Genomic DNA, 17,144 nt, shown 5'->3' with positions numbered 1-17,144 from the left:
GCTGCTGGTGCTGCTCTGCCTGGGCATGATCGCGAAGTACGGTCTCGACGTCGACGGCGCCGCCGACTTCACCCGGGTCGTCGCCATCGCCCACGGCTGGCTGTACGTCCTCTACCTGGTCTTCGCCTTCGACCTGGGTTCCAAGGCCAGGATGCCGGTCGGCCGCCAGCTCTGGGTGCTGCTCGCGGGGACGATCCCCACCGCCGCCTTCTTCGTGGAGCGCAGGCTCAGTCGCGAGCTGGAGGCCCGGGTCGCCGACGAGTCCCCGGCCGTCGCCAAGGCGTAGCTGATACCGCCGTACGGATGCCGTGCGGCGGTCTGCCATCGACATTTACTAGGACGTCCAAGTAAATTCGAAGGTATGGACGCTCACGCCATCGAGGAGGGCCGCCGACGCTGGCAGGCCCGCTACGACGCCGCGCGCAAGCGCGACGCGGACTTCACCACGCTCTCCGGCGATCCCGTGGAGCCGGTGTACGGGCCCCGACCGGGCGACACGTACGAGGGATTCGAGCGGATCGGCTGGCCCGGGGAGTACCCCTTCACGCGCGGGCTCCATCCGACCGGCTACCGCGGGCGCACGTGGACGATCCGGCAGTTCGCCGGGTTCGGCAACGCCGAGCAGACCAACGAGCGGTACAAGATGATCCTCGCCGCCGGCGGCGGGGGTCTGTCCGTCGCCTTCGACATGCCGACGCTGATGGGGCGCGACTCCGACGACCCCCGTTCGCTGGGCGAGGTCGGGCACTGCGGGGTCGCCATCGACTCGGCCGCCGACATGGAGGTGCTGTTCAAGGACATCCCGCTGGGGGATGTGACGACCTCCATGACCATCAGCGGGCCGGCCGTGCCCGTCTTCTGCATGTACCTGGTCGCCGCCGAACGGCAGGGTGTCGATCCGCGGGTGCTCAACGGGACCCTGCAGACCGACATCTTCAAGGAGTACATCGCGCAGAAGGAGTGGCTGTTCCAGCCGGAGCCCCATCTGCGGCTGATCGGCGACCTGATGGAGTACTGCGCGGCGGGCATCCCCGCGTACAAGCCGCTGTCCGTCTCCGGGTACCACATCCGGGAGGCGGGGGCCACGGCCGCACAGGAGCTGGCGTACACCCTGGCGGACGGGTTCGGGTACGTCGAGCTGGGGCTCAGCCGCGGTCTCGACGTCGACGTCTTCGCGCCCGGGCTGTCCTTCTTCTTCGACGCGCACGTCGACTTCTTCGAGGAGATCGCCAAGTTCCGGGCGGCGCGCCGGATCTGGGCGCGGTGGATGCGGGACGTGTACGGCGCGCGGAGCGACAAGGCGCAGTGGCTGCGGTTCCACACCCAGACCGCGGGTGTCTCGCTGACCGCGCAGCAGCCGTACAACAACGTGGTGCGTACGGCCGTGGAGGCGCTGGCCGCCGTGCTCGGCGGGACCAACTCGCTGCACACCAACGCCCTGGACGAGACCCTCGCGCTGCCCAGCGAGCAGGCCGCGGAGATCGCGCTGCGCACCCAGCAGGTGCTGATGGAGGAGACCGGGGTCGCCAACGTGGCCGATCCGCTGGGCGGCTCATGGTACGTCGAGCAGCTGACGGACCGGATCGAGGCCGACGCGGAGAAGATCTTCGAGCAGATAAAGGAGCGCGGGCTGCGGGCTCACCCGGACGGGCGGCACCCGATCGGGCCCATCACGTCCGGGATCCTGCGCGGGATCGAGGACGGCTGGTTCACCGGCGAGATCGCGGAATCCGCCTTCCGGTACCAGCAGGCGCTGGAGAAGGGCGACAAGAAGGTCGTCGGCGTCAACGTGCACACCGGGTCCGTCACCGGCGACCTGGAGATCCTGCGGGTCAGCCACGAGGTGGAGCGGGAGCAGGTGCGGGTGCTCGCCGAGCGGAAGGCGGCGCGGGACGAGGCGGCGGTGCGGGGAGCGCTGGACGGCATGCTGGCCGCGGCGCGCTCGGGTGGCAACATGATCGAGCCCATGCTGGACGCGGTGCGGGCGGAGGCGACGCTCGGGGAGATCTGCGGGGTCCTCCGGGAGGAGTGGGGGGTGTACACCGAGCCCGCCGGTTTCTAGGCGGAGCCGTGGCGGGCGCGGCTACGACGTGCCGGTCAGGCCCAGCAGCAGCACCCGGGTGAAGCTGCGGACCCAGTCCTCGTCCGCCGGTTTCCCGCTCACCAGGGTGCGGTGCACCACCGCGCCCGCCACCACGTCGAAGATGAGGTCGCCCGTCCGGGCGGCCTCGGCGGGGTCCGGCTCCGGCGGGAGTTCGCCGCGCCGCTGGGCCCGGGCGCGGCCCGCCAGGACCAGGCGCATCTGGCGGTCCACGATGGAGGCGCGGATGCGTTCGCGCAGCGCGTCGTCGCGGGTGGACTCGGCGACCACCGCCATCAGCCCGCTCTTGGCCTCCGGGCGGGCCAGGATGGCCGCGAACTGGAGCACGACGCCCTCGATGTCGGCGGCGAGGCTGCCGCGGTCGGGGAGTTCCAGCTCGTCGAAGAGTTCCGCGACGGCGTCCACGACCAGTTCGTTCTTGCCGGCCCAGCGGCGGTAGAGCGTCGTCTTCGCAACCCCGGCCCGGGTGGCGACGTCTCCCAGGGTGAGTTTCGACCAGCCGAGTTCGACCAGAGCCTCCCGGGTCGCGGCCAGGATCGCGGTGTCCGCGGCGGCGCTGCGCGGGCGCCCGGGACGGCTGGCGGGGGTGCGGCTCTGCATTCCATGACCATAACCGGCGGGTCGTGCGGCGCCGTGAGGGAGATCACCGGTGCGTGGTGTCGCGAGGTGCCCTCATGGCATTACGCTACGGGTCGTAGCGAAAGCTCGTGAGGGACGTACACGAGCGACGGCCACACGGCGTGGGTGGGGACCCGGCGCCGCACATCGCTTTTTTCTTCAGGCACGGGATCGGGGGAGGATAGACGCATGCAGCCACGGAACATGTCCATGAGCGGTGTCGTCGACCTCGCCGCGGTGAAGGCGGCCCAGGAGGCCAAGGCCAAGGCCGAGCAGGCGCGCGCCGAAGCCGCCCGGCAGGGCGGGACGGGCGCCGTCTCCCCGGCCGATCTCGTCATCGACGTCGATGAGGCGGGATTCGAGCGGGACGTCCTGCAGCGCTCCGCCGAAGTCCCGGTCGTCATCGACTTCTGGGCCGAGTGGTGTCAGCCCTGCAAGCAGCTGAGCCCGGTCCTGGAGCGGCTCGCCGTCGAGTACAACGGGCGCTTCCTCCTCGCCAAGATCGACGTCGACGCCAACCAGATGTTGATGCAGCAGTTCGGGATCCAGGGTGTCCCGGCCGTGTTCGCCGTCGTGGCCGGACAGGCGCTGCCGCTCTTCCAGGGCGCGGCCGGCGAGCAGCAGATCCGGCAGACCCTGGACCAGTTGGTGACGGTCGCCGAGCAGCGCTTCGGCCTGACCGGCCTGACCGTCGACCCGGACGCCGAGCCGGGCGGCGCCGCCGCGGGCGCCGCGGCACCGGAGGGTCCGTACGACGCGGCCCTGAACGCCGCCGCGCAGGCGCTGGACGCCGGCGACCTGGCCGGGGCCGTCCGGGCGTACAAGAACGTGCTGGCCGACGACCCGGCCCACCCCGAGGCCAAACTGGGTCTGGCGCAGGCCGAGTTGCTCCAGCGGGTGCAGGGCATGGACCCGCAGAAGGTGCGTCAGGAAGCCGCCGAGAAGCCGAAGGACGTCGCCGCGCAGATCGCCGCCGCCGACCTGGACCTGGTGGGCGGGCACGTCGAGGACGCCTTCGGGCGGCTGATCGACACCGTGCAGCGCACGGCGGGCGACGACCGGGACGCCGTACGGCTCCGCCTGCTGGAGCTGTTCGAGGTCGTGGGCCCGGAGGACCCGCGGGTCGTGGGCGCGCGCCGGGCACTCGCGCGTGCCCTGTTCTGACCGGTCGCCACGCCACGGCGGGCCGCGCTTTACCAAATCTTGGTAATCGCGGCCGCTGTTACTCCGAGTAAATCAAGGCCGTTGGTCTGTCTGGATTCGTCCAGGGATCAACGGCTTTGCTCTGCCCTCCGCTGCGACCGAGCGTCGCCCTCCGAGACCGGTCGGTCGTCCTCCGGTTATCCCGCCGTTACTAGCCAGTAACGAACCCCCTTGTGCCCGGGCCGAGAATGCACCACGATCGGCGACGCTCGGTCCATTCCCGTACCCCGGCAACCGGTCGGGTCACGGGAGACTCTGGGTCCCCACCGAGCAGAGCCGGCGGCAGTGGCGCCGGGTCTAGGGCAGGGGGGTCTTCGCCGGCCGGTGAAGCCTGTCCAGCAAGGTTGTGCGTGATGCGTGTCAGGCGCGACCAGTGGTTGTCGCTCGGGGGTGATCGCCGGTGATTCGGGCGCGGTTCGCGCCGCCGAGCGCGGGCGCTCTCCTTCCCGAGGACGTAGCACTTCTCCCATCCCTGCCCGGCTGAGCCGCCGACTCGGGGCGAGTCCGGGCCAGGAGATGTACGTCCGAGAAGGAGGAAATATGGAGTCCCAGGTGCGTGGCGGGACCAGATGGAAGCGGTTCGCTGTGGTCATGGTGCCCAGCGTCGCCGCGACGGCCGCGATAGGTGTCGCCCTCGCGCAGGGCGCTCTCGCCGCGTCGTTCAGCGTGTCCGGCCAGTCGTTCAAGGTGTCCGCCGACCAGCTCGTCGGTACCGGCTTCTCGCAGTACGGTGCCATCGACAGCGGCTACACCATGGACGGCAAGAAGACGGCGCACCCGGTGGCCGTCTCGGCGTTCAAGCACGCGGAGATCACCAACCTGTGCCAGTCCGTGGTCACGCCCGACGTGCCGATCTTCGGCAACGTCAGCCTGATCCTGCGGGCCGGCGGCGCGGGTGCCGAGAAGGTCCAGGCCGACAACATCTACATCGACGTTGCCGACCTCAGCGCCGACGCGACGTTCGACAACATCGACATCGGTGTGGCCGCCAAGGACGCCTCCAAGGGTCCGGGCATGAAGGGCGGCGGCGAGCAGGCCAACCCCTTCGGCTTCGCGCAGCAGGCCGACAAGGCCACGCTGAAGAACGTGAAGCAGACGGCGTGGGCGACCACCGCCGGCACCTTCAAGCTCAGCGGCCTGAAGATGTCGCTGTCGACGGGTGTCAAGGAGTGCTACTAGGCACTCGCTGACGGGCGGGGGAGCCGGTGGCGCCCCCGCCCGTCCACACTCCGGCCGCGTCCTCGCACGCGGCACACATCACCACCCCAGCAACGCCGCACCAGGGAGCTGTTTTCCATGAGCGCCGAGACCCCTGCCGCCGAGCCCGGCCAGTTCACCCGCCGGAGGCTGCAGTTCCGCGCCTGGCGGGGCACACGTCCGTTCTGGGCCGGTCTGTTCGTCATGCTCGGCGGCTTTCTCATCCTGTACTTCCCGTACGCACACCTGCAGCTGGGCCACCTCACGATGACGATGGGGACCCCCGGCGGCTCCAGTTCCCTGATCATCGGCGGACTGCTCATCGTCCTCGGGATCATCCTCTGGTTCCAGCAGCACATCCGGGTCTTCGGGGGTGTCGCGGCGATCCTGCTGGCGCTGGTGTCCATTCCGCTGTCCAACATCGGCGGCTTCATCGTCGGCTTCCTGTGCGCGCTGACCGGCGGGGCGATGGCCGTGGCCTGGGCGCCGGGGGCGCCCGCACAGCCGCAGCCGTCGGCCGGGGCGGCACCGGACCAGGGCGGTTCCCCCGCCGCGCCCCGGCCGGAGGAGCGCGTGTACGGACTGGACGAGCCGAACGACCTGTCAGGAACGAACCCGGCCAACGGGGCGAACGGGAGGCACAGTGCCGGCTGACGAGGTGACCCGCGGGACCGACGTGGACGGGCCCCGCGCGAGAACCGGGCCCCGCCACGCGGCCCCCAGAAAGCCGCTGTTCACCAGATTCCACATGCCGGCCGGCAAGGCCATAGCCTCCGTGGCGATGCCCACGGCGGTGCTCATGGGCATGGGCTTCACGTCCACGCTCGCCCTCGCCGACAACAACGGCAGCCCGTCCCCGTCGACCTCGGCGAAGAGCCTGACGGCCGACGAGTACAAGGACTGCGTCAAGGCGCTGGACGACGACAAGGACGCCTCGGCCTCGCCGTCGCCGTCCGCGTCGCAGAGCGCGTCGGCCTCGCCGTCGCAGACCGCCGGGAGCGGGAAGACGCAGGAGTCGGGCAGGACCTCTTCGCCGGATTCAGGTTCCGGCGACAAGGCCACGCCCGAGCCGGCCGGGAACTCCGGCTCCGGTTCCGGCGGTTCGGACGGTTCCGGTTCCTCCGGCTCGTCCGGTTCCTCCGGCTCCGACTCCGGTTCGTCCGGCTCAGGTTCGGGCTCCGGCGGGGACACGCCGACGCCGACGCCGACGCAGACCCAGGGCGGCGGGAACGTCCTGGACACCATCGGCGACACGCTCGGCGACCTCCTCACCGGCGGCGCCGACACGGACACGGACGCGGACGCGGACTCCGGTACGTCGCCGCAGACCGCCACCCCGACCCCGTCCGCGTCGTCGTCCACGGGCACCGCGTCCGGCGGCGGCAAGGACTCCGGCACCTCCGGCACCGTCGAGGGCACGGCCCGGAAGGCCACGGACACCGTCAAGGACGCCGAGGACACGGCCCGGGACACCACCGGCACCGGGTCCGGGGCGGGCGAGGACGCCGCGCGGACGGCCGGGGACGCGACCGCGTCGGCCACACCAAGCCCGTCCGCGAGCGAGTCCGCCTCCGCCGAGGACTGCCCGGTGGCCACGGACGACGAGGGCGGCGTCGACAACAAGGTGCCGGTGGCGGACGACCCCTGGTACCTCAACGCCAGCTCCCTGCTCCTCAAGGGCGCCGACTACCAGGGCATCGTCGAGGTGAGGACGGCGAACGGCACCACGAAGAAGGTGCTGAAGTACGTCATCTCCGGCGGCACCGACATCGGCGACCTGCACCAGACGGTCAAGGACGAGCAGGCCGGCAAGACGTACCACGTCCAGGCGGCCAAGGGCTCGACGTCGACCATCCGGGGCGGCGACACCGTGATGTACACCGAGAGCATCTCGGGCAACCTGTTCGGGCTGATCCCGGTGACGTTCAGCCCCGACAGCCCGCCCCCGCTGAACATCCCGCTGATCTACTTCACCGACGTCAAGGTGACCCAGGCGGCCCAGTTCGGCGGCAACCTGCACGTGCCCGGCATGCACGTGTACACGACCGACTGAGCGGTCGCACAAGCCGGTTCGGGAGCCGCAACGCCGAGGGCGCCCCCTGTCGCAGGGGGCGCCCTCGGTGCCGTACGAGGACCTCACGGATCCTGTCAGCTGCTCTCGCCGATGTGGTGGACGCGGAGCATGTTGGTGGTGCCGGGGACCCCGGGGGGCGAGCCGGCGGTGATGATGACGGTGTCGCCCGCGTCGAAGCGGCTCAGCTTGGCGACCTCCTGGTCCACCAGGTCGACCATCTCGTCCGTGGAGTTCACGAACGGCACCACGTGCGACTCGACGCCCCAGCTGAGGGTCAGCTGGTTGCGGGTCGACTCGTCCGTGGTGAAGGCGATGATGGGCTGGATCGCGCGGTAGCGGGACAGCCGGCGCGCGGTGTCACCGGACTTGGTGAACGCGATCAGGCCCTTGCCGCCGAGGAAGTCGGCGATCTCGCAGGCCGCGCGGGCCACCGAACCGCCCTGCGTGCGCGGCTTCTTGCCCGGCACCAGCGGCTGCAGGCCCTTGGCGAGCAGCTCCTGCTCGGCGGCGGCGACGATCTTCGACATGGTCTTGACCGTCTCGACCGGGTAGGCGCCCACGCTGGACTCCGCCGACAGCATGACCGCGTCGGCGCCGTCCAGGATCGCGTTGGCGACGTCGGAGGCCTCGGCACGGGTCGGACGCGAGTTGGTGATCATCGACTCCATCATCTGGGTCGCGACGATCACCGGCTTGGCGTTGCGCCGGCACATCTCCACCAGGCGCTTCTGCACCATGGGGACCTTCTCCAGCGGGTACTCGACGGCGAGGTCACCGCGGGCGACCATCACGCCGTCGAACGCCAGCACGACGTCCTCCATGTTCTCGACCGCCTGCGGCTTCTCCACCTTGGCGATCACCGGGACCCGGCGGCCCTCCTCGTCCATCACGCGGTGGACGTCCTGCACGTCCTTGGCGTCCCGGACGAAGGACAGCGCGACCATGTCGCAGCCCATGCGGAGGGCGAAGCGCAGGTCCTCGACGTCCTTCTCGCTCAGCGCGGGCACGTTGACGGCCGCGCCGGGCAGGTTGATGCCCTTGTGGTCGGAGACGACACCGCCCTCGATGACGATCGTCTTCACCCGCGGGCCCTCGACGTCCAGGACCTTCAGCTCGACGTTGCCGTCGTTGATCAGGACCTGGTCGCCGCGCGAGACGTCGCCCGGCAGCCCCTTGTACGTCGTACCGCAGATGTGCTTGTCGCCCGGCACGTCCTCGGTCGTGATGACGAACTCGTCACCGCGCTCCAGCTCGACCGGACCCTCGGCGAAGGTCTCCAGGCGGATCTTCGGGCCCTGCAGGTCGGCGAGGACGCCGATGGGGCGGCCGGTCTCCTTGGACGCGGCCCGGACGCGGTCGTACCGCGCCTGGTGCTCGGCGTGGGTGCCGTGGCTGAAGTTGAACCGGGCCACGTTCATGCCCGCCTCGATCATGGCGACGAGCATCTCGTGGGAGTCGACCGCGGGGCCGAGAGTACAGACGATTTTCGAACGGCGCATGAGGCGATCCTATCGGTTTGTTTCGCTACGGAATATTCCGTCTGGCGGAAGATACAAATGAGTGCCGCACCGCTCAGGTGCTATTCAGTTGTTCTTTCCGACCAGTGCGTAGGTCTGCGTCGCGATCTCCAGTTCTTCATCCGTCGGCACCACGGCGACCGCCACCCGGGCGGACTCCGGCGAAATCAGCCGCGGCTCGCCGCCGCGCACGGCGTTCCGCTCCGGGTCGACCGCGAGGCCCAGGCTCTCCAGACCCGCGACCGCCGCCTCCCGCACCGGGGCCGCGTTCTCGCCGACCCCGGCGGTGAAGGCCACCGCGTCCACGGTGCCGAGCACCGCGTAATACGCGCCGATGTACTTCTTGATCCGGTGAATGTAAATGTCGAAGGCGAGCGCGGCCTCTTCGTCGCCCTCGTCGATCCGGCGGCGGATCTCCCGCATGTCGTTGTCCCCGCACAGACCGAACAGGCCGCTCCTCTTGTTGAGAAGAGTGTCGATCTCGTCCATGGACATATCCCCAACCCGTGCCAAATGGAAGATGACGGCCGGGTCCAGATCACCGGATCGCGTACCCATCACGAGCCCCTCCAAGGGCGTCAGTCCCATGGAGGTGTCCACGCACCGGCCCCCCGCCACCGCGGAGGCGGAGGCGCCGTTGCCCAGGTGCAGCACGATCACGTTGACCTCGGACGGGTCCTTGCCCAGCAGCCGCGCGGTCTCCCGCGAGACGTAGGCGTGCGAGGTGCCGTGGAAGCCGTAGCGGCGGATCCGGTACCGGTCGGCGATCTTCGGGTCGATCGCGTAGCGCGCCGCGGACTCCGGCATCGTCGTGTGGAACGCGGTGTCGAAGACGGCGACCTGGGGCAGGTCGGGGCGGAGCGCCCGGGCGGTGCGGATGCCGGTGAGGTTGGCCGGGTTGTGCAGCGGGGCGACCGGGATGAGCCGCTCGATCTCGGTGAGCACCTCGTCGTCGATGACGGTGGGCTCGGTGAAGAACATCCCGCCGTGCACCACGCGGTGGCCGATCGCGGCCAGCTCGGGGGAGTCCAGGCCGAGGCCGTCGCGGCCCAGCTCCTCGGCGACCGCCTTGAGGGCGGCCTCGTGGTCGGCGATCGGGCCGCTGTGCTCGCGGGTGTCGCCGCTGGTGAGGCAGGTGTGCTTGAGCCGGGAGGTCTGCTCGCCGATGCGCTCGACCAGGCCCACCGCGAGCCGGCTGCTGTCCCGCATGTCCAGCAGCTGGTACTTCACCGACGAGGAGCCGGAGTTGAGGACGAGGACACGGGTGGGGGAGGTCACTGCTGGGACGCCTTCTCGCTGGGGGACTGGGCGGAGTTCTGGGCCTGGATCGCCGTGATGGCGACGGTGTTGACGATGTCCTGGACGAGGGCGCCCCGGGACAGGTCGTTGACCGGCTTGCGCAGACCCTGCAGGACCGGGCCGACGGCGATGGCGCCGGCCGAGCGCTGCACGGCCTTGTAGGTGTTGTTGCCGGTGTTGAGGTCGGGGAAGATCAGCACGCTGGCCTGCCCCGCGACCTCGGAGTCGGGCAGCTTGGTGGCGGCGACGGACGGCTCCACGGCCGCGTCGTACTGGATCGGACCCTCGATCTTCAGGTCCGGCCGGCGCGAGCGGGCCAGCTCGGTGGCCTCGCGCACCTTGTCGACGTCGGCGCCCGACCCGGACGTACCCGTGGAGTACGACAGCATCGCGATCCGCGGCTCCACGCCGAACTGCGCCGCCGTACCGGCCGACTGGATGGCGATGTCCGCGAGCTGCTCGGCGTTCGGGTCCGGGTTGACCGCGCAGTCGCCGTAGACCAGCACCTTGTCGGCCAGGCACATGAAGAACACCGACGACACGATCGAGGAGTCCGGCCGGGTCTTGATGATCTCGAAGGCGGGCCGGATGGTGGCCGCCGTGGAGTGCACCGAGCCGGACACCATGCCGTCGGCCAGGCCCTCCTGGACCATCAGGGTGCCGAAGTAGTTCACGTCCGAGACGACGTCGTAGGCCAGCTCGACCGTGACGCCTTTGTGGGCGCGCAGGGCCGCGTACTTCTCGGCGAAGGAGTCGCGCAGCTCGGAGGTGGCCGGGTCGATCAGCTGGCTGTCGCCGAGGTCGATGCCCAGGTCGGCGGCCTTCTTGCGGATCAGGTCGACCGGGCCGAGCAGGGTCAGGTCGCACACGCCCCGGCGCAGCAGCACCTCGGCGGCGTGCAGCACCCGCTCCTCGGTGCCCTCGGGCAGCACGACCCGCCGCTTGTCGGAGCGGGCCTGCTCCAGCAGCTTGTGCTCGAACATCATCGGGGTGACCCGGTCGCTGCTCGGCGCGGAGACCCGGCGGGCCAGGTCGGCGGTGTCGGCGTACCGCTCGAACAGGCCGAGCGCGGTCTCCGCCTTGCGCGGGGTGGCCGCGGTCATCTTCCCCTCCAGGGAGAAGAGCCGCTCGGCGGTGGGGAAGCTGTTGCCGGACACCGAGATCACCGGGGTGCCCGGGGCGAGGCGGGCGGCGAGGGTGAGGATCTCCTCGCTCGGCACCTCGTCCAGGGTGAGCAGCACGCCGGCTATCGGCGGGGTGCCGGCGCTGTGCGCGGCGAGCGAGCCGACGACCAGGTCGGCGCGGTCGCCCGGGGTGACGACCAGGCAGCCGGGGGTCAGCGCGCCCAGGAAGTTCGGCAGCATCGCGCCGCCGAAGACGAAGCCGAGGGCGTCGCGGGCGAGCCCGGAGTCGTCGCCGAGCAGCACCTTGGCGCCGAGGGTCTGGGCGATCTGGGCGACCGTCGGCGCGGACAGCGCGGGCTCGTCGGGCAGGACGTACGTCGGCACCGGCAGCCGGCTGGCGAGCCGCTCGGCGATCTCGTCGCGGTCCTCGCGGGCCACCCGGTTGGCGACCATGGCCAGCACGTCGCAGCCGAGGCCGTCGTAGGCGCGGTAGGCGTTGCGGGTCTCGGCCAGCACGGCCTCGGCGGACTGCGCGCGGCCCCCGACCACCGGGATCACGGAGGCGCCGAACTCGTTGGCGAGCCGGGCGTTCAGGGACAGCTCGTCCGGCAGCTGGGTGCCGGCGTAGTCGGTGCCGAGGACCAGGACGACGTCGTAGTCCCGCGCGACCAGGTGGAAGCGGTCGACGAGGGCGGAGACCAGCTCGTCGGTGCCTTGCTCGGCCTGGAGCGCGGAGGCCTGGTGGTAGTCCATGCCGTAGACGGTCGCCGGGTCCTGCGAGAGGCGGTAGCGCGCCCGCAGCAGCTCGAACAGGCGATCGGGGCCGTCGTGGACGAGCGGACGGAACACACCCACCCGGTCGACCTGCCGGGTCAGGAGTTCCATGACCCCCAGCTCCACGACCTGGCGGCCGTCACCGCGGTCGATCCCGGTGACGTACACGCTGCGCGTCACGTGTCCACTCCGTTCCTCATATCGATGTCGCTCTGTCGCTTCTGTCGCGTCTTCGGCATAAAAATCACTCACCGAGGTGAGTGGAACCCTCTTGACAATACCCCTGCCGACGGATAAGGCGCCCGTCAAGGCTTCACCGGTCCGGCGGACGTGAAAGAATCGACACCGGCTCACCGGTACACGACAGCGAGCAGGAGACACAGCACGATGCGCATCGGAGTTCTCACCGCAGGCGGCGACTGCCCCGGCCTGAACGCCGTGATCCGGTCGGTCGTGCACCGGGCGGTGGCGCAGTACGGCGACGAGGTCATCGGTTTCGAGGACGGCTACCGGGGTCTGCTGGACCGCCACTACCGCACCCTCGACCTGGACGCGGTCAGCGGCATCCTGGCCCGCGGCGGCACCATTCTCGGCTCCTCCCGCCTGGAGCGCGACCGGCTGCGCGAGGCCTGCGCCAAGGCGACCGACATGGTCGAGGAGTTCGGCATCGACGCGCTGATCCCGATCGGCGGCGAGGGCACCCTGACCGCGGCGCGCATGCTCTCCGACGCCGGTCTGCCGGTCGTCGGCGTGCCCAAGACGATCGACAACGACATCTCCTCCACCGACCGCACCTTCGGCTTCGACACGGCCGTCGGCGTGGCCACGGAGGCGATGGACCGCCTGAAGACGACCGCCGAGTCCCACCAGCGGGTGATGGTGGTCGAGGTCATGGGCCGGCACGCGGGCTGGATCGCGCTGGAGTCCGGCATGGCCGCCGGCGCCCACGGCATCTGCCTGCCCGAGCGTCCCTTCGACCCCGCCGACCTGGTCAAGATGGTCGAGGAGCGGTTCGCCCGCGGCAAGAAGTTCGCCGTCATCTGCGTCGCCGAGGGCGCCCACCCCGCCGACGGCACCATGGACTACGGCAAGGGCGAGATCGACCAGTACGGCCACGAGCGCTTCCAGGGCATCGGCACCGCGCTGGCGTACGAGCTGGAGCGGCGCCTCGGCAAGGAGGCCAAGCCGGTCATCCTCGGCCACGTCCAGCGCGGCGGCGTCCCCACCGCCTACGACCGCGTCCTCGCCACCCGCTTCGGCTGGCACGCCGTCGAGGCCGCGCACCGCGGCGAGTTCGGCAGGATGACCGCGCTGCGCGGCACCGACATCGTGATGGTGCCGCTCGCGGAGGCGGTCACCGAGCTGAAGACGGTGCCGAAGGACCGCATGGACGAGGCCGAGTCGGTCTTCTAGCCGGTCCCGCCCTCGACCGCCGCCCAGAAGTGGTCGACGATCCGGTCGAGGAAGTCCCGCCCGGACGCACTGGCACCGCTGGTGCCGCCGCCCCAGCTGAGGGTGGCGGCCATGTGCCCCTGATAGTCCTGGTGCAGCCGTTGCAGCACCTGCTCCAGGACGGCCTTGTCCAGGGGCGCCACCTTCATCACCGGCCGCACATAGGCCTGCCAGCGGGTCGTCACCGCGCTGTGCAGCAGGTCGGCGAGCCGCGCCTCGCGGCCCGTGACGGCGACGAAGTCGGGCAGGGCCAGCTCCAGCACGCGCGCGAGCGCGGCCGACTGGCGCTCGTTGCCCCGCCACTGCCCGCTCTCCTCCGCCCGCAGGTATGCGGGCAGGTCCATGCCGACGGCGTGGGCGACGTCCTCGGGGGCGACGGCCCGGGCGATCCGGTGCTCGCGCAGGGTCCGGGGCCGGCCGATGAGTTCCCCCGGTGAACACCACAGCACGCCCGCGAGGGCGGTGAGTTCGGGGTTGCTGGGGGCGGTGACCCCGCGTTCCCAGGCGATGACGAGGTCAGGCGTGACATACGGCAGCCCGTACGAGGACCGCATGCCGTAGGCGACATGCTCGGGCCGCATGCCGAGCGCGGCACGCAGCCTGCGGGCGGCCGGGGCGTTGAACGGAGGAGCAGAGGGTTGGCGCACCCCGCACAAGGTAGGGGCGCCCCGCGGCGGTGACTACGGTCGGTTCCGCCAAGATCACGGATCGTAGGAACGTACGGGGTGATCGCACGAAGTGCCGTGACACTCCGTGTCACCCCGCTGTGACCTGGCGTTACCCGGCGTCACCCCTTCACCGCGCCGCCCAGCGCGAACCCGCCGCCCAGCCGCCGTGCCACCAGGACGTACAAAAGGATCACCGGCGTCGAGTAGATCACGGAGAACGCGGCGAGCTGGCCGTAGGCCACCATGCCCCGGTTGCCGAAGAAGTCGTTGATGCTCACAGAGGCCGGCATCCGGTCCGGGGTGAGCAGCAGCATGAACGGGACGAAGAAGTTCCCCCACATCATCACGAACGAGAACACGGTCACCACGGCGAGCCCCGGCCCCATCAGCGGCAGCACGATCCGCAGCAGGGACTGGAGTGCCGAGGCCCCGTCCGTCCAGGCCGCCTCCTCCAGCTCCCTCGGCACCCCGTCCATGAAGTTCTTCATCAGCCAGATCGCGAACGGCAGCTGGGAGGCGGCGAAGAAGAAGACCGTGCCCTGGAGGGTGTCGATGAGGTTCACCCGGACGAACAGGGCGTACACCGGCACCATGATCGCCGTGATGGGCAGGCTCGTCGCGAACAGGATCGTGAGCAGGAACGGCCGGTTCAGCCGGGACCGGAACCGGGACAGCGGGTAGGCGGCGAGGGCGGCGCAGCCGACGGTCAGCGCCGTGGCGCCGCCGCACAGGAGCAGGCTGTTGAGCAGCGGCGTGTAGGTGATCTCCGGGGTCAGGATCGCCCGGAAGTTGTCCAGGGTGAGCCCGTCCGGGGCCCTGAGCCGGAGGCCGGCGCGCGGGTCCACGGCGGACAGCAGCACCCAGGCGAGGGGCAGCGCGAAGGCCACGGCCAGGGCCAGCAGCGAGACGTCGGCGGCGAACCGCCGGGCGGAGCGCTTGCGGGGCATCAGACCTCCGTCCGCAGCAGCCGCAGGTAGACGACCGAGAACAGGGAGCCGACGACCAGCAGGAGCAGGGCGACCGCGGTGCCGTACCCGATCATGCTGTTCTGGAAGGCCTGCTCGTACATGAACAGCGGCAGGGTCTGGCTGCGGTCGCCGGGCCCGCCGCGGGTCATCACCCAGATCAGCCCGAAGACGGAGAGCGTCTGGAGGGTGTTGAGCATGAGGTTGGTGCCGATGGAGCGCCGGATCATCGGCAGCGTGATGTGCCACAGCCGACGCCACCCGCCGGCCCCGTCCACCTCGGCGGCCTCGGTGATCTCGGCGGGGATCTCGTCCAGCGCGGCGGAGTACACGAGCATCGAGAAGGCGGTCCCGCGCCAGACGTTGGCGAAGGACACCGCCAGGATCGGCAGCGTGTACAGCCAGTTCTGCCGCGGCAGATGCAGCTGGTCCAGGATCGCGTTCAGGGTGCCCTCGCGGCGGAAGAACGCGTAGAGCAGGAACCCGGCGACGACCTCCGGCAGCACCCACGCGGTGACGACGACCCCGCCGGTCAGGGTGCGGACGGGCTTCGACGCCCGCTTCATGAGCGCGGCCAGCGCCAGCCCCAGCGTGTTCTGCCCGACCAGTGACGACAGCACGGTGAACACCAGGGTCAGCCAGACGGCGTTCAGGAACGCCTCGTCCCGGAAGGCCCGGCGGAAGTTGGCGAAGCCGACGAAGGACGAGTGGGCCTGCCCGGTCAGCTGGAGGTCGGTGAAGGCGATCCCGACGCAGTAGGCGACCGGCCCGGCGAGGAAGAGGAGCAGCAGGACCAGGGCGGGGGCGAGGGGCAGGGCCCGGACGGCCCGGTGTACGCGCCTCACCTGCGGACCACTTGGCCGCCGGTGACGTCCTCGACCGTGGCGTCGTAGCCGCGCGCGGCCTCCGCCACGGACAGGTCGCCGGTGGTGACCGCCTCCATGGCCTCCTGCACGGCGGTCGACACCTTCGGGTACGCCGGGAACGCGGGCCGGTAGTGGGTGCTGGCGACGAGGTCGGTGAAGAACTTGATCCCGGGCTGGGCGCGGGAGTAGGCCGGATCGGCGGCGACGTCCTTCCGTACGGCGATCCCGGAGTTGGCGATGTACCACTTCCGGGCGTTGTCCTTCGTCTGGAGGGTCCGGACGAACGCGAAGGCGAGGTCGGGGTTGCCCGCCTTGGCCGGGACGGACCAGGTCCAGCCGCCGGACATGCTCACCTTGCCCGGCGCCTGCCCGTGTTGGGTCGGCATGTACGCGAGGCCCAGCTGCTCCGACCAGTCGGGCCACTCGTGCCCGCTGCCCGGCAGCCACGCCTGCGGCAGCCAGGAGCCGTCGAGGGCGATGCCGAGCCTGCCCTTCGGGAGCAGCTCGCCGTTGACGGTGGTGTTGAAGTTCGGGTCGAGGGCGTCGGCGACGTCCGGGCCGAGTTTCTCGCGGTACACGGTCTCCACGAACGTCAGCGCGTCCTTGAAGCCCCGCGAGCCGGTGATCCACTTCTTGGTGCCGCTGTCGTACAAGGGGTCCCGGGTGCCGTCGCCCGTGCCGTACAGGAGCATCTGGAACCCCTGCATCGTGGCCCGCTCGCCCGCCGGCTTGCCGGTGTAGACGTTGAGCGGGATGACGCCGGGCACCTTCCGCTTGATGGTGCGGGCGGCGGCGAGGACGTCGTCCCAGGTCTTCGGCTGCCAGTCGAGCGGCAGCCCGGCCTTGCGGAACACCCGCTTGTCGAACCAGAGTCCGCGCGTGTCGGTGCCGTCCGGCACGCCGTACGTCTTCCCGTCCTGCCCCCGGGCCGCCGCCTTCGCGGTGCCGATGAACTGCTTCCAGTCCGGCCACTTGGCCAGGTACGGGTCGAGCGGCTTCAGATAGCCGCTGGTGATGTCGGAGTTGATGAGGAAGGTGTCCTCGTAGACCAGGTCCGGGGCGGTGCGCGGCGAGCGCAGCATCTGCTGGAGCTTGGTGTAGTACTCCGCGTCCGGCGCCTTGATCGGCACGAACTCCACCTTCTTGCCGGGATGTTCGTGCTCGAACTGCTTCTTGATGCCGGCGAGGTAGGTGTCCATCACCTTGACGGAGTTGTCGGTGGACTGCTTGTACGACACCTTGACCGTGTCCGGGCTGCTGCCGGACCCGCCGCCGCAGGCGGTGAG

General features: G+C 70.5%; 15 protein-coding genes. 7 read left to right on the top strand and 8 right to left on the bottom strand.

Annotation, left to right across the window (positions count from 1 at the left end; all coding sequences use genetic code 11):
• Nucleotide 1: 1 nt before the first annotated feature.
• Both CCN44_RS22735 and CCN44_RS22730 read left to right on the top strand, forming a co-directional pair.
• Complete coding sequence (locus CCN44_RS22735) at nt 2-286, top strand: DUF3817 domain-containing protein (RefSeq protein ID WP_244203951.1); 285 nt, start codon at nt 2-4, stop codon at nt 284-286.
• Nucleotides 287-361: 75 nt separating this feature from the next.
• A complete protein-coding gene (locus CCN44_RS22730; RefSeq protein ID WP_086699016.1) occupies nt 362-2,062 on the top strand; it encodes an acyl-CoA mutase large subunit family protein in 1,701 nt (566 codons plus the stop codon).
• 21 nt (nt 2,063-2,083) lie between these two features.
• Here the strand turns inward: CCN44_RS22730 and CCN44_RS22725 are convergent, their stop codons facing one another.
• Nucleotides 2,084-2,701, bottom strand: a complete 618-nt coding sequence (locus CCN44_RS22725) for a TetR/AcrR family transcriptional regulator (protein WP_059252650.1) — start codon at nt 2,699-2,701, stop codon at nt 2,084-2,086.
• A 207-nt stretch (nt 2,702-2,908) separates the two neighbouring features.
• Here CCN44_RS22725 and CCN44_RS22720 point away from each other — a divergent pair, with 207 nt between their 5' ends.
• From CCN44_RS22720 to CCN44_RS22700, 4 genes are all read left to right on the top strand, one after another.
• Entirely contained in the window at nt 2,909-3,883 is a 975-nt protein-coding gene (locus CCN44_RS22720; RefSeq protein WP_059252651.1) for a tetratricopeptide repeat protein, read from the top strand.
• Between the two features lie 579 nt (nt 3,884-4,462).
• Nucleotides 4,463-5,101, top strand: coding sequence for a DUF6230 family protein (locus CCN44_RS22710; protein ID WP_059252652.1), 639 nt, complete (start codon nt 4,463-4,465; stop codon nt 5,099-5,101).
• A gap of 117 nt (nt 5,102-5,218) precedes the next feature.
• Complete coding sequence (locus tag CCN44_RS22705) at nt 5,219-5,773, top strand: DUF6114 domain-containing protein (protein ID WP_059252653.1); 555 nt, start codon at nt 5,219-5,221, stop codon at nt 5,771-5,773.
• A complete protein-coding gene (locus tag CCN44_RS22700) occupies nt 5,763-7,172 on the top strand; it encodes a hypothetical protein (RefSeq protein WP_208639816.1) in 1,410 nt (469 codons plus the stop codon). The genes CCN44_RS22705 and CCN44_RS22700 overlap by 11 nt, the downstream gene beginning before the upstream one ends.
• A 95-nt stretch (nt 7,173-7,267) precedes the next feature.
• Here the strand turns inward: CCN44_RS22700 and pyk are convergent, their stop codons facing one another.
• The 3 genes from pyk to pta all read right to left on the bottom strand — a co-directional run bounded on the left by pyk (nt 7,268) and on the right by pta (nt 12,087).
• Nucleotides 7,268-8,692 carry a pyruvate kinase gene (gene pyk, locus CCN44_RS22695; protein ID WP_059252654.1) on the bottom strand — a complete coding sequence of 475 codons (1,425 nt, stop codon included), beginning with the start codon at nt 8,690-8,692 and terminating at the stop codon, nt 7,268-7,270.
• An 84-nt stretch (nt 8,693-8,776) separates the two neighbouring features.
• Nucleotides 8,777-9,988: an acetate kinase gene (locus CCN44_RS22690; RefSeq protein ID WP_059252655.1), complete on the bottom strand. Its 1,212-nt coding sequence runs from the start codon at nt 9,986-9,988 to the stop codon at nt 8,777-8,779.
• Nucleotides 9,985-12,087 (bottom strand): phosphate acetyltransferase, encoded by a 2,103-nt coding sequence (gene pta / locus CCN44_RS22685; RefSeq protein WP_059252656.1) that lies wholly within the window; start codon nt 12,085-12,087, stop codon nt 9,985-9,987. Before pta ends, CCN44_RS22690 begins: the two co-directional genes overlap by 4 nt.
• A gap of 207 nt (nt 12,088-12,294) precedes the next feature.
• Here pta and CCN44_RS22680 point away from each other — a divergent pair, with 207 nt between their 5' ends.
• Nucleotides 12,295-13,320, top strand: a complete 1,026-nt coding sequence (locus CCN44_RS22680; RefSeq protein WP_059252657.1) for an ATP-dependent 6-phosphofructokinase — start codon at nt 12,295-12,297, stop codon at nt 13,318-13,320.
• Here CCN44_RS22680 and CCN44_RS22675 read toward each other — a convergent pair.
• The 4 genes from CCN44_RS22675 to CCN44_RS22660 all read right to left on the bottom strand — a co-directional run.
• On the bottom strand, nt 13,317-14,006 hold the full coding sequence (locus CCN44_RS22675) for a helix-turn-helix domain-containing protein (RefSeq protein ID WP_079081149.1): 690 nt from the start codon (nt 14,004-14,006) through the stop codon (nt 13,317-13,319). The genes CCN44_RS22680 and CCN44_RS22675 overlap by 4 nt on opposite strands.
• A 140-nt stretch (nt 14,007-14,146) precedes the next feature.
• The gene (locus CCN44_RS22670; RefSeq protein ID WP_059252659.1) at nt 14,147-14,974 is read right to left on the bottom strand and encodes a carbohydrate ABC transporter permease; all 828 of its coding nucleotides are present in this window, start codon (nt 14,972-14,974) and stop codon (nt 14,147-14,149) included.
• Entirely contained in the window at nt 14,974-15,837 is an 864-nt protein-coding gene (locus CCN44_RS22665; RefSeq protein ID WP_086699010.1) for a carbohydrate ABC transporter permease, read from the bottom strand. Before CCN44_RS22665 ends, CCN44_RS22670 begins: the two co-directional genes overlap by 1 nt.
• Nucleotides 15,834-17,144, bottom strand: a 1,311-nt coding sequence (locus CCN44_RS22660; RefSeq protein WP_086699007.1) for an extracellular solute-binding protein, incomplete at its 5' end; no start/stop codon positions are given. The genes CCN44_RS22660 and CCN44_RS22665, both read right to left, overlap by 4 nt.

It is taken from the genome of Streptomyces tricolor (genome assembly GCF_002155905.1).
GTDB lineage: Bacteria > Actinomycetota > Actinomycetes > Streptomycetales > Streptomycetaceae > Streptomyces > Streptomyces tricolor.
This window is presented reverse-complemented; position numbering and strand designations above follow the sequence as displayed.

Coding starts and splice junctions, on each gene's coding strand:
- CCN44_RS22720 (WP_059252651.1), top strand. CDS start 2,909: ATGCAGCCACGGAACATGTCCATGAGCGGTGTCGTCGACCTCGCCGCG.
- pyk (WP_059252654.1), bottom strand. CDS start 8,692: ATGCGCCGTTCGAAAATCGTCTGTACTCTCGGCCCCGCGGTCGACTCC.
- CCN44_RS22670 (WP_059252659.1), bottom strand. CDS start 14,974: ATGCCCCGCAAGCGCTCCGCCCGGCGGTTCGCCGCCGACGTCTCGCTG.
- CCN44_RS22705 (WP_059252653.1), top strand. CDS start 5,219: ATGAGCGCCGAGACCCCTGCCGCCGAGCCCGGCCAGTTCACCCGCCGG.
- CCN44_RS22725 (WP_059252650.1), bottom strand. CDS start 2,701: ATGCAGAGCCGCACCCCCGCCAGCCGTCCCGGGCGCCCGCGCAGCGCC.
- CCN44_RS22680 (WP_059252657.1), top strand. CDS start 12,295: ATGCGCATCGGAGTTCTCACCGCAGGCGGCGACTGCCCCGGCCTGAAC.
- CCN44_RS22710 (WP_059252652.1), top strand. CDS start 4,463: ATGGAGTCCCAGGTGCGTGGCGGGACCAGATGGAAGCGGTTCGCTGTG.
- CCN44_RS22730 (WP_086699016.1), top strand. CDS start 362: ATGGACGCTCACGCCATCGAGGAGGGCCGCCGACGCTGGCAGGCCCGC.